This is a genomic window from Ditibartonella apihabitans, from assembly GCF_002007485.1.
GTDB classification, from domain to species: Bacteria; Pseudomonadota; Alphaproteobacteria; order Rhizobiales; family Rhizobiaceae; genus Bartonella; species Bartonella apihabitans.
Genome location: NZ_CP015820.1, coordinates 1,578,005 through 1,590,844, shown reverse-complemented (window position 1 = coordinate 1,590,844; position 12,840 = coordinate 1,578,005). Strand labels below are relative to the sequence as shown.

Below are 12,840 nucleotides of genomic sequence, written 5' to 3'. Positions count from 1 at the left end.
TAGAGTCTGCGAAAAGTATAATTTTTAACCTCATTTCCACAGAACGCATCACACCTGATTGCAAAGCGCTTTTGTGACGAACAAGAACGATGGTTTAATGTGATCTTTATCCGGTTTTCGACACAGGCAATTTATGACAGGTAAACTTCAATCAATTTTATGACAGATAAACTTCAATCAATCGGGATTTTTTAAAAAATTCAGCCCGTTTTGATGTGGTGGTGAGTAATCGGATTTTCGTCCGGTTAAAACAAGCTTGAACATTGCTGCCGACGGATCGCGCGTTTCTGAAGAAGCGTTCAATCATGGTCGTCAAATCGGTTATCAATAACATGTTGAATCAGGGAGCGGATTTGATTGCCAATGCCGGCATTCGTGCAGCCAGAAGTTCTACTGCCGAGAGTGGCAATAATCCATGGCAGATGAATTTGATTCCGTTCTTCGTTATTGATGGTAGCTCGAACCGTTACAAGACAGGAAGTCATGCAGATGTTGACGGTTTCAATATGGCTGTTGGCTTGGCAACCGGCTTTGAATTTGCAGATAAACATCCGGTAACGCTCGGTGCATTCTTCGAATATGGCCGCGGTACATATGACACCTATAATAGCTTTGCCAATTATGCATCGGTTCATGGTGACGGTGACACACACTATACAGGTGGTGGTGTTCTTGGTCGGATCGATTTTGCCGGTACAGGCTTGGGTCTTGTCAACAAGCTTGACGCAGGTCAGGCAGACGGGCTTTATGCGGAAGCATCGTTCCGTGCCGGTCATATAGATACCGATTTCGACACAGATGACTTGTTGGGCGAATTCGGCGTGGGGAGCGATTACGACAGTGGTGCGGACTATTACGGCCTGCATGGTGGTGTCGGTTATGTCATGAATTTCGACGAACGTAATTCGCTGGATGTTTATGGTCGCTATTTCTGGACAAAGATTGATAGTGAAACAGTTGATGTCGGTCGTGACCGTTTGCACTTTGATGAAGCTGATAGCTCGCGTTTACGCATCGGCACCCGATATACAATGATTTATAACCAACAGCTCAAGCCATATGTCGGTATTGCTTACGATCATGAATTTGATGGTGAAGTTGCAGCCCGTGCTTATGGATTTAAACTGGACAAGCCGTCGCTTGAAGGTGACACAGGCATTGTGGAAGCAGGTATTTCGATGAAGCCTGTCAGCACGATTGATGCATTGAGTGTTGATGTAACCGGTCAGGGCTTCATTGGTAGACGTGAAGGCGGTGGTGGCGGTCTCAAGATCAAATACCAGTTCTGATCAGCCGCGATTGACGAACTGTAAAAATTTGTTTTTCTAAATTATCAAGAAATACGACAGATAAAACCTCTCCTTTTTTAAAAGGAGAGGTTTTATTTTGTTGAATTCATTTAACTTATCGGGAGAATATGATTAAGCGGCAGCTTCTGATATAAAAGAAATATTATAAGACGTGAATTTAGAACATTTTGTATAGTTCAATGGGTGTTGCCGCAATCTCGAATAACATCTTGCACAGTTAGAAAATTATCCGGATTTTTATCGGGCAATAAAATTGTAAAACCTATTTTAAAAATGTCAGGCCTTTCCGAATGTACCAACTTCATATTGCTAACAAAAATTACTCCTCATGGTCACTACGGCCATGGGTGCTTATGAAAACTCTCGGTATAAAATTCGAGGAAATAAGCCATAGCTTCAAGCCGGATAATTTTGATCGGTTCAAGGTGTTTTCGCCATCTGCAAAAATTCCGGTTCTGATTGATGGAAATGTGACAATATGGGATAGTCTGGCAATAACGGAATATTTATTTGAAAGCCATGCTACCGTTTGGCCGGAACAACGTATTGCCCGGGCGTGGGCGCGTTCGGCCGCAGCGGAAATGCACTCTTCATTTCAATCCTTGCGTACCTGCTGCCCGATGTCCGTCGGAGTTGTTGCAAAGTTGAAACAAATGACAGTGGATTTGGAAAAAGACATTCGCAGATTGGATGAATTATTTCTGTCAGGCCTTGAAGAATTCTCCGGTCCGTTTCTGGCGGGGGACAAGTTTACAGCGGTTGATGCTTTTTTCTGTCCGGTGGCTTTTCGGGTTAAAAACTACAATCTTTTGTTAAATAGGAAATCATTAGACTATGTGGAAAAATTGCTTGCACTTCCCGCAATGCAGGAATGGGAAGAGCGGGCTTTGGAAGAGCCAGAAAGAGATCTTAGGCAAGAAGCGGAGCTTGATCACTATGCCAATCGTGAAGAGGATCACAGAAGACAATTCATAAATCATTCAATGGTGTTTCTAAAGTCTCATGGAAATATTTTTAGCGTAGAAAATTGTCTTTCCACATCACTTCTGCAAACTGCTTTATAGCGCTCAGGATGCCGCAGCGACATGAGAGGTTGCATCTTTTCGATAGCAACTGTTTCAACCTCTTCGCTCGCCTTAATCAGGAATTCGAAAAAAATAATCCTTCCAGTTACAAAACCTTTCTATGGATAGAAAAAGTTTCCCGTTTTGAATGTGGTTGGCGTAGTTTTATGAGAAAGACCGGCAAGAACATATGGCTAAAAGAGCCGATGTTCGTTCAGATGGTTAGTTCAGATGAAACTGATGAACATGGCATATTGAAATATGCCAATAGAACAGCGCAAAAATGTTTGTAACGCGTTGCAAAGGAAGAACGAACGGACTTCCAGAAACTTTATAACAACGAATAATTTGAAAGATATTTCTTAAAGCTCAAAAAAAATGTCCTGACCGCTATTACATATAATTCCTATACAAGCCATAACAGTGAACGTTTGGTCTAAATAAGCTATTTCGGAAAACTTCATCACCAGAACAGCCAAGAATTAAGTGGCTCCCCGGGCCGGATTCGAACCAGCGACCAACCGGTTAACAGCCGGTTGCTCTACCACTGAGCTACCGGGGAATGGCGCTCACTTGTGTGATGCAGCAGGGCTATAGCAAATGAATTTATGTTTTGCAAATAGGGAAATGATATTTTTTTAAAAAATCTCGTGACGACTTTAATAGAAGCATCAATTTCAACAAATTATCCGTAAAATTGGCCTTTTTGGCAAGCTATTGATGAAAGACACGGCCTTCGTCCGAGCCGATAAAAAGAGTGAAACCATTATTTTTTTCACGCAATAAAGCCGCAGCTCTAAGCAAGAAGGGATTTTTCCAAGACTCACTTTTTGAAAAGAGGATTGTTCTTAGAAGTTTTTGTTGCCATTCCGGTTATTTTGATGTTTGAACATAAAACCGGTTCCGATTTTTAACTTCCGGACAAAAGGGTCATCATATTTCACCACGACATGATTGTAGCCGGTAAATTTTTTTAAGATAGTCAGGAAAAGGCATCAAATCATTTTCTGCTACACCATACAAAACTCCAAAGCGAAATCATTGGAAAAGATTTACCAAAAAATACACATAATCATAATCGGGTATCTTGACGGAAGCGTTCGCTTAACTTAATGACCTACGTACAATTTTTGAGGCCTCGTGGCGGAACGGTTACGCAGAGGACTGCAAATCCTTGTAACCCGGTTCGATTCCGGGCGAGGCCTCCACTTAATCGCTTACGTCTTCCCGTTTTTCCCGATATTATTTCATAAAAGCATTTTTGATGAGGGGAGAAATTTATCTGTTCTTTCAGAGCGTGAGCGAGGTTCTTCCCGGGGCACTGTTTTTCATAATTCCGGAAAATTGATGTGAGGGCAAAAACATTTGTTCAGATTCTGTTTATTTGAGCTGTTTTGCCCATAGAGTTTTTAACGATAGGAAATGGTTGTTATCACGAACTTGGCGGCTAAATGCCGATTTCGGACAATGAGGACAAAATGCCGGTAGGTCAGAGGTACTTCCACCCTGATTTGAACTCCAGGCTCACCAAAAGCCCGGTTTTTTTGCTATCCCCGAGTTTTTGTGATCAAATTCATTTTCTGTGGTATATGGACTCGCAAACGGAACTATTAAGTGGGAAAAACTCTATTTGCTGATTTCTTGAGCGGAAAACAGGCCCGGAAAATCTTGTGATTGACTGTAGCCGTGTTTTTTGCGACACCTCACAGGGTATATATTTCCGTTACAGCATTTTACGTGGTGGATTAAAAAAGGAAGTTCGGTTATGGCAGCAGATTTTTCAATGCTCAGACAGAGAATGGTAGACGGGCAGATTCGGACCGTGGATGTCACGAAGCTGGGAGTTCTGGCAGCATTTTTGACCGTTCCCCGCGAAAAGTTCGTGCCAGAAAACCTGAGGGAATTGAGCTATACAGACGAGGCGATTCCGTTGACGGCTTCACGTGCCGGAGGGCGTGGACGCTACCTTATGAAACCTGCCGCTTTGGCAAAACTGTTGCAGGCGGCCGATATCAAGTCTGAAGATGTTGTGCTCGATATCGGTGCAGGTACGGGATATAGCGCCGCACTTTTGTCGAAATTGGCAAGCTCGGTCATTGCTTTGGAAGAAGATGAAAAATTGGCAGCTTATGCCAATGAAAATTTGCAAAATGGCAGTTATGACAATGTCGTTGTTGTGAAGGGGCCGTTGACAAAAGGTTACGCGGAAGAAGGTCCGTTCGACGTGATTTTGCTGGAAGGGGCTGTGGATTTTATACCCGAAGGTCTTTTTGCACAGCTTAGGGAAGGCGGAAGACTTCTCGTTGCAGAGGGGCAAGGAAATTCTGCGGTTGCGCGCCTTTATATGAAAGAAGACGGCGTTGTTTCGGCTCGCCGCTTGTTCAACCTTGCAATCAATCCTTTGGAAGGGTTTGTAAAAACACCGGAATTCGTATTCTAAATGTTCCTCTTAAGGGTTGCGCTTGTGCAACGTTTTGATTTTTAATGCCTTGATCCATTGCTTTTTTGCGACGGTCGAGTAAATAGTAACAACTCGTCGGGGTAAGACGAGTTACGGAAAGTTTTTGAATAGAGGTGTAGCTGTGGTGAAAACAAAAAAAGCTCTTTTGTCGGCTTTGTTGCTATCAGGCGTTGTTTTTGCAACGCAATCGGTGCATGCCGAAACGCTCATGGGGGCTCTCGCCAAAGCTTACACGAATAATGGCAATTTGAACAGTGAAAGAGCAAGTGCACGTATTCTTGACGAGGATATAGCTATTGCTAAATCGAATTTCCGCCCACAGATCGAAGGGTTTGGCTCCTATGCACGTGGGCGCAGCGCCGCTACAACTTACTATACAACCACCGGTTCACTGGGTGTACAATTAAGCCAGAAAGTCTTTGATGGCTTTGTTACCAAGAACACGGTTGCTTCGGCAGAGGTCAAGGCACAGGCGCAACGGGAATATCTTCGAAATACCGAACAGAATATGCTGGTAAATGCAGCAACTGCCTATGCCAATGTTTTCCAATATCGCCAGATTGCAGAATTGCGCCGTCAGAACCTTGCAGCGCTTGAAGAACAGGTTCGCGCTGACAAAGCAAAACTTGATGTTGGTGAAGGAACGAGGACTGATCTGGCACAATCGGAAGCAGCGCGTTCTGTTGCAGTATCCGAGCTTAGTCTCGCACGTGCCGATGTCAAATCGGCCGAAGCAGTTTATCGGCAGGTCATCGGGGCTGATCCGGACAAGTTGGAGCGGCCTCCGGTTTCTAAAGCTCTACCGGCCTCGCCGGATGCAGGATACAAAATCGGTGCAGCGACTCACCCTGCGATTCTCTATTCGAAATATCTGATTGATGCGAGCTCCTATAATGTGAAAGCAAAGGAAGGTGCTTTGCTTCCGCAAGTCGATTTATCGGCAAGCACTTCCTATAACCAGATTTATAATGGCCCCGGTGATGGTGGCCGGTCCAACTCTGTTGGCGTTTCCATTAATGTTCCTATCTATCAGGGCGGGCGTACTTCGGCCCAGATCCGGCAGTCAAAAGAACAGCTCGGGCAAGCAAGAATCCAGTTGGATCTTGCTCAGGATAGTGTTCGCGAAAATATGTCCTCTTCCTGGTCGCAACTGGAAGGTGCTCGTGCTTCGGTTATCGCTTATCGTGACAGTGTTCGTGCTGCTGAAATTGCTCTTGATGGTCGGGTACAGGAAAATCGCGTTGGGCAAGCGACAACTCTGGACGTTTTGAATTCACGCACCCAGCTTATTGATGCACAGATTTCTCTGGTTACAGCCGAACGGAATGTTGTGGTAGCAAGCTATAATGTCCAGTCCGCAATTGGTAAAATGACAGCCGCTCAATTGGGGTTGCATGTCGTTAAATATGATCCGGAAGAACACAACAAGGCAGTGAAGGATAAATGGATTGGTGTGCGCACACCGGATGGTCGCTAAGTTTAGCTGACAAGACGTTTTTTCATTGTCGTTCAAAAGAACAAAATAAGGGTGCAATGGTAATCCATGCGCCCTTTTATTTTTAAAAATTTCAGATTTTTATTTCCGAATAGAAAACGCATAAATAACGCATGATTTTTTTCACATTAATTTAAAATAGAAATTTCTTTTAGATATAATAAATATTATTTTTGAGAAGAAAAATATTGAAAAACTAATTTAAATGAACGGTTGTTATTGAGACTATACGGGAATATCCAGGATATAATATATATATGGTGTTGAATGAGATCGATAAGAACACTTTATTATTATTGAAATACGAAAAATAAAAACGGATCGCCCATTCTGTTGCGGATGGAGATGTAGCAAGACATTTTTCCGGAAGGAATTTCATATTCCCGATCGGGGCCGAGAGAATGCAAAAACCGGCGTCACGAATTGCGTGATTTCTTTTGTAAATTGCTCGGTCAAAAAAAACGGAAAACGGAAGAGACTCGAAAAATATAGAGCGCGGTTACAGGTCGGGAATTAATCTGAAAATGCAAATTTCGGCTGTTGGATATTGCTTAAACATCAAGCTTGGCAAAAATCGGAGCAGGGCGAAGCGAAGAAATCTGTGCGTAGGTGGTTGGAAGATGTGCTCCATTATTTTAGTAGGGTTAACGATTTGCTAAGTTCAACGCAGATTCAGATTGCATTTATGAGGTTAATGGTATGGCACAAAGTTCAAATGCGTTGAGGGAACAACCGACAACGGATGAGATACTCGCGTCTATACGAGAAATAATTGAGGAAAATACCGGTCGTGTAAATGATCGTACTGCTGCAAAAACTTCTGTGAATAATCGGAGCGCTGCTAAAGCCACAGGACAACAGACATTAAATAATGCGCAAAATAATGCACAGACAGGGCTTGATGATTTGTCGGTTGATGAGGCTATGAAAGTATTGGCCGCACGGATAGGGCTAAAAAAAGACAGCAATCAAAGCGTGGCTGATGCTGGTACTAAAGATGCTTTTTCAAATGATGTATCGGCACCATCGACTCTTCGTCAAAAACCGGTTGATGAGCCATTACAATCCTCTTTCCAACAGCAAAATACTGTCAATGAGACTCCGCAAGATTTTAATAACCAGCCTGCTGACTTAGCCGGTAATACCGACTTAGCCGGTGGGCAACAGATTGCACCTGACAACACGAATTATCAATCGATTGAAAGCGCAGATTTGTCAGCTCGGCAGGATGTTGAAACGGCTGCCGATAACGCTACAAATACGGAAGTGAATAATGAGGATATTTATTCCGATATTCATTTCAGCCCTGAATTTTGGAACCATGTTAATGCCTTGGCCGAAGAAACTCTGAGGCCGATTCTTGTACAATGGTTGCAAAAACGTTGGCCAGCTCTTGTCGAGAAAATCTTGCGTGAAGAAATTAGTGGTGCATTCAAGAGAAATTTTCCGTCTGATCAAGGATGATAAGGGAAGGGGAGTTTTCTGCTCATCCAATTTTGATTGCGGGCAAATATAGTCATTGAAAGCCAATTCGGGTTATAAAGCCGTCTCATAAATGCAAAGTGTTTTTGTGTTGGTAGGCAGTTTTATTTTTTCGACAAATTGTGCAGAATTATTCCATTATTTTTGAATCCTGACATGAAGTCGGCTACAACCGTAAAAATAGTGTTGTCCAGATTAAACTCGGCCATTTTTTGAAATGGGCAATGAGTGCAATCGCGTACCGGTAATAATTGGAAAAGAGAATGTTAGACAAGACATATGATGCCGGCTCGACCGAGCCCCGTATAGAAAAACAATGGGAAGACAACGGCGTGTTCAAAGCCGGCGCCGGTTCGAAGCCCGGTGCGGAAGCGTTCAGTATCGTCATTCCGCCGCCCAATGTTACCGGCTCTCTCCATATGGGACATGCGCTCAATAATACCATTCAGGATATTATGGTTCGTTTCGAGCGTATGAGGGGCAAGAATGTTTTGTGGCAACCTGGTATGGATCATGCCGGTATTGCCACACAAATGGTCGTCGAACGGCAGCTCGCGCAAAGAAAAGAACCAACCCGTCAGGAAATGGGGCGGGAAAAATTTGTCGAACGTGTTTGGCAATGGCGCGAAGAATCGGGCGGCAAAATCGCACACCAATTACGGCGTCTGGGCGCTTCTTGCGATTGGTCGCGCGAGCGTTTCACGATGGATGAAGGGCTTTCGCGTGCGGTGCTCGAGGTTTTTGTTACCCTTTATAAAGAAGGGTTGATTTATAAAGACAAACGTCTTGTCAATTGGGATCCGAAATTGTTGACCGCAATTTCCGATCTTGAGGTCGAGCAGAAGGAAGTAAAGGGCCATCTCTGGCATTTCCGTTATCCTCTGGAAGGTAAAGTCTTCAATCCGGATGATCCGAGCACCTTCATTGTCGTGGCGACAACACGGCCGGAGACTATGCTTGGCGATACCGGTATTGCCGTTAATCCGAAAGACAAAAGATATAAGGCACTCATCGGCCACCATGCAATATTGCCGTTTGTCGGCCGCAAAATTGAAATTGTCGGTGATGATTATGCTGATCCCGAGGCGGGCACAGGTGCTGTTAAAATTACACCGGCGCACGACTTCAATGACTTTGAAGTAGGGCGTCGTCACAACCTGAGAATCATCAACATCATGACAGAAAATGCCAAAATTTTTCTGCGTGACAACGCGGATTTTCTGAAAGATCTGGACAAGACCGAAGAGCTGAACAAGCTCGTTGACGCATTCGATCAGGTGGACCGCTTTGTCGCACGGCAAAAGATTGTCGAGATGATGGAAGAGGGCGGCTATCTCGCAGGCATTGAAGACCACACTCACATGGTTCCTCATGGAGATCGCGGTGGCGTACCGATTGAGCCATTATTGACCGATCAATGGTATGTCAATGCGGCAGAGCTTGCAAAACCGGCCATTGATGCTGTCAAGAACGGCAAGACCACAATTATTCCCAAAAATTGGGAAAAAACCTATTTCAACTGGATGGAAAATATCGAACCGTGGTGCATTTCCCGCCAATTATGGTGGGGGCACCAAATTCCGGCGTGGTACGGGCCTGATGGCAAGGTATTTGTCGAAAAATCGGCCGAGGAAGCACAAAAGGCTGCTGACGCGCATTACGGCAAAGCGGTTGAATTGCGGCGGGACGAAGATGTGCTTGACACCTGGTTTTCATCTGCATTGTGGCCATTCTCGACACTCGGCTGGCCTGACAAGACAAAAGAACTCGAAATCTATTATCCGACGAGTGTTGTCGTTACCGGTTTCGATATTTTGTTTTTCTGGGTTGCCCGCATGATGATGATGGGGCTGCACTTCATGCATGATGTGCCGTTCCATAACATTTATATGCATGCGCTGGTTCGTGACAAACACGGCGCCAAAATGTCAAAATCAAAGGGAAATGTTATTGATCCTCTCGATTTGATGGATGAATACGGAGCTGATGCATTGCGCTTTACTCTGGCTATTATGGCGGCGCAAGGACGCGATGTGAAACTCGATCCCGCGCGCATTGCCGGATATCGTAATTTTGGAACAAAACTCTGGAATGCTACGCGTTTTGCCGAAATGAATGGCGTTGCCTATGATCCTGCATTCAAGCCGGAATCTGTCAAACTTTCGCTTAACCGCTGGATTTTGACAGAGCTTTCGAAAACAATTGAAGCAGTCACCTCCGGAATTGAAACCTACAAGTTCAATGAAGCGGCAGCGGCGGTTTATCGGTTTATCTGGAATACTCTCTGTGATTGGTATCTCGAATTGTTAAAGCCGATTTTTCAGGGAGAAGATGAGAACGAGAAAAAAGAAGCACAAGCTTGTGTTGCCTGGGTTCTTGAGCAAGTCTATAAAATTCTCCACCCGTTTATGCCTTATATGACAGAAGAATTATGGGCTTTGACGGCAACAGATAAACATAAAAGAGTTACCATGTTGGCGCTGGCATCGTGGCCGGATATCAATTTCCGTGACGAAAAAGCGGCAGAGGATATCAATTGGCTTATTGATGTTGTCGGTGGAATCCGTTCGGCTCGCGCTGAAATGAATGTCCCTGCGGGAGCTATGGCACCTTTGGTGATCGTCGAGGCAGGACAGACAACAAAAGAACGTGTCGAGCGCCATGAAGCGGCAATCAAACGGCTTGCCCGCATCGAAACAATCGAATTTGCAAACAAGGTTCCCGAAGCGTCGGCCCAGATTATACTAGGCGAAGCAACATTTTGCATGCCACTTGGAAAATTGATCGATTTCGAAGCGGAGCGTGCAAGACTTTCAAAGGAAATGGGGAAAATCGACCTTGATATAGAGAAGGTTGAAAAGAAGCTCAATAACCCCAAATTTGTTGCAAATGCCAAGCCGGATATTGTCGAAGCCGAACGGGAACGTTTGGACGAACTCAATGCGGCCAAAGAAAAACTGGTTATTGCAATCAAACGGTTGGGATGAATTTCTTTCGAATAACGTCAAAGTAAAAATACCGCCCGGAAATTTTTTCGGGCGGTTTTCTTGAAATTAAACCGTTTTTGCTAAAGCAAATTCAACCTCTTCCGCTACCATTACCGACAGATGATGCATAGTTTTTACGCACCGCTGGAGCAGGAGCAGGAATGTCGGCAGGATTGAGTGTCCGCCACTGGCGTTCGCCATTGTCACCAAGATACCAATAACCGGTTGTTCCGGAAGTGTCGGTTGCCTCGTTTACAGAAGGCTTTTGCGTTGTCGTGCAGCCCGACAGAACTGCCATAAAAAACGCGAACGCTACGATACTCGGTTTACTCGTCATCATTTCAACTCATAGAAAAGGTTGATACGGATTAGATAAATAAAAGTGGCTCAAAACTACGGCCATCTCGAAAATGCGACTATCTCATAATTATGAGCATCTCATTGTCAAACAAGACTGACCTTCATTAATTTTACATAACTGGCTGGCCGGATGCAATTTTAAAAAACATCGCATTATAACGGATTAACCATAGCAAACTCAATTCTATATGTTGCTTTCAGGCAACACAATTTTCATTGTTTATGTGCTATCGTCAGCAACATAGTTGGTGCCTCATTCCCACCACAAAGCCAGTGCATTTTTAACAATGCAAAGTAATTTTGTTGCGTATCTGTGGCGAGACAGGAAAAATTCAAATGAAAAGATGCAAAGAAGGTTGGTTGACCAGTGTGACAGCACTCACATTGGGAATCTGCCTTTCTACCGCATCGGCTTTGGATATCAATCACAGCAAAAACGAGTCGAATAGTCCATTCGAATTTTTCAAAAGCGGTATTTCTGCCTATAAAAACGGTGATAAAGATCAAGCGGTCAAAGCACTGAAATATGCGGCTGACAGGGGGCACCCGGGAGCTAACTGGAAGCTTGCCCGCATGTATGCCGATGGCGATGGTGTGGTCGAAAATGATTATGAGGCTTATCAATTTTATGTTCGCATCGTTCAGGAAGGCGCTGATCCGGGGTCGGAAGATGAAAGTTATCTTTCCGATGCACTGGTGGAAATTGCAAGTTATCTCGTAACCGGCATTCCGAATTCACCTGTCAAACAGGATATGCCTCAAGCGCGCAGTCTTTATTTGCAAGCGGCTACCAATTTCGGCAATCCCGAAGCACAATATCGCTTGGGGAAAATGTTGTTGAATGGCGATGGCGGCGAAAAAAATCCGGTTCAGGCAGCTCGCTGGTTTCAGCTTTCGGCACGAAAAGGCAATCCTGCAGCACAGGCAATGTTGGGGAACATGTTATTCCAAGCGGGAAAGACCGTACGGGGACTGGCGATGATGACTGCGGCCTATGAAAAAGCTGCTCCGCATGATCAGACATGGATAAGACAGTTACAAGAACGTGCTTTTGCCGTTTCCGGAGAGGCCGATCGCCGCACAGCTATTTCTCTTGCGAGCGATATTATCAAAAATGATAATGGTTTCTGATACCGGTTTTCTTCCGTTATAATTTAAATCTATATTACCGCCATCCCTTATCAAGAGGCTTTGAGATCTGACTACAGTCAATAAATACGGCCGGTTATTAGGCTGATGTCAAGTAAAACAACGATATTTAATTACCGGATATAGTGAAAGTGGATATTTTTCTAAAACCATTATAGAGTAAACATTATTCCGGACTTAATATCCTCTAAACTTTTCTTGGCTTTGTCCTGAGAGACTGTGAAATATCCATTTCTGACGTTTTAAAAATTTCAGTTTTCAAAAAATATAATGATATGTTTTGGCGCCTTCCGGTGTGGTTACTACGCACGCATATAATTTTTAAGCAGGGGACACCGGATGATCGGTTTGATGGTAGTGGAAATTGCCGGAAAAAAAATGGCGAAATTGTTCCTTTTAGGCTCTTAGAGAAGAAGTGTTCACTCTTTCTGTTAATTCAAGAAAACAAAATGGCTAAACAGTCACAAAGACTTAACGGCCTTCGGGCCATGAGAATTGAAGCAGCAAAAGCGGGATATTTGCCCGACCAATG

The 12,840-nt window shown here is 44.2% G+C and carries 8 protein-coding genes and 2 tRNA genes; 8 read left to right on the top strand and 2 right to left on the bottom strand.

Annotated features, from left to right (window positions below; genetic code table 11):
* The first annotated feature begins 305 nt into the window (after nucleotides 1–305).
* Both BBC0178_RS07210 and BBC0178_RS07205 read left to right on the top strand, forming a co-directional pair.
* Nucleotides 306–1,289, top strand: a complete 984-nt coding sequence (locus BBC0178_RS07210) for an autotransporter outer membrane beta-barrel domain-containing protein (RefSeq protein WP_078039667.1) — start codon at nucleotides 306–308, stop codon at nucleotides 1,287–1,289.
* A gap of 311 nt (nucleotides 1,290–1,600) precedes the next feature.
* Entirely contained in the window at nucleotides 1,601–2,374 is a 774-nt protein-coding gene (locus BBC0178_RS07205) for a glutathione S-transferase (RefSeq protein ID WP_078039666.1), read from the top strand.
* Nucleotides 2,375–2,861: 487 nt separating this feature from the next.
* On the opposite strand, the gene BBC0178_RS07195 is transcribed toward BBC0178_RS07205, so the two are convergent.
* Nucleotides 2,862–2,936: transfer RNA gene (locus tag BBC0178_RS07195), tRNA-Asn, on the bottom strand.
* Nucleotides 2,937–3,508: 572 nt separating this feature from the next.
* Between BBC0178_RS07195 and BBC0178_RS07190 the strand changes: the two genes are divergently transcribed.
* The 5 genes from BBC0178_RS07190 to BBC0178_RS07170 all read left to right on the top strand — a co-directional run bounded on the left by BBC0178_RS07190 (nucleotide 3,509) and on the right by BBC0178_RS07170 (nucleotide 10,799).
* Nucleotides 3,509–3,582 (top strand) — tRNA-Cys (locus BBC0178_RS07190).
* A 557-nt stretch (nucleotides 3,583–4,139) separates the two neighbouring features.
* Nucleotides 4,140–4,814: a protein-L-isoaspartate O-methyltransferase family protein gene (locus tag BBC0178_RS07185; RefSeq protein ID WP_077971865.1), complete on the top strand. Its 675-nt coding sequence runs from the start codon at nucleotides 4,140–4,142 to the stop codon at nucleotides 4,812–4,814.
* A 142-nt stretch (nucleotides 4,815–4,956) separates the two neighbouring features.
* Nucleotides 4,957–6,312, top strand: a complete 1,356-nt coding sequence (locus BBC0178_RS07180; protein ID WP_077971863.1) for a TolC family outer membrane protein — start codon at nucleotides 4,957–4,959, stop codon at nucleotides 6,310–6,312.
* 717 nt (nucleotides 6,313–7,029) lie between these two features.
* A complete protein-coding gene (locus BBC0178_RS07175; protein WP_078039664.1) occupies nucleotides 7,030–7,794 on the top strand; it encodes a DUF2497 domain-containing protein in 765 nt (254 codons plus the stop codon).
* A gap of 281 nt (nucleotides 7,795–8,075) precedes the next feature.
* Nucleotides 8,076–10,799 (top strand): valine--tRNA ligase, encoded by a 2,724-nt coding sequence (locus BBC0178_RS07170; RefSeq protein WP_078039663.1) that lies wholly within the window; start codon nucleotides 8,076–8,078, stop codon nucleotides 10,797–10,799.
* Nucleotides 10,800–10,890: 91 nt separating this feature from the next.
* On the opposite strand, the gene BBC0178_RS07165 is transcribed toward BBC0178_RS07170, so the two are convergent.
* A complete protein-coding gene (locus BBC0178_RS07165; protein WP_149867441.1) occupies nucleotides 10,891–11,139 on the bottom strand; it encodes a hypothetical protein in 249 nt (82 codons plus the stop codon).
* Nucleotides 11,140–11,495: 356 nt separating this feature from the next.
* Here BBC0178_RS07165 and BBC0178_RS07160 point away from each other — a divergent pair, with 356 nt between their 5' ends.
* Nucleotides 11,496–12,290, top strand: coding sequence for a tetratricopeptide repeat protein (locus BBC0178_RS07160; RefSeq protein ID WP_078040401.1), 795 nt, complete (start codon nucleotides 11,496–11,498; stop codon nucleotides 12,288–12,290).
* Nucleotides 12,291–12,840 lie beyond the last annotated feature (550 nt).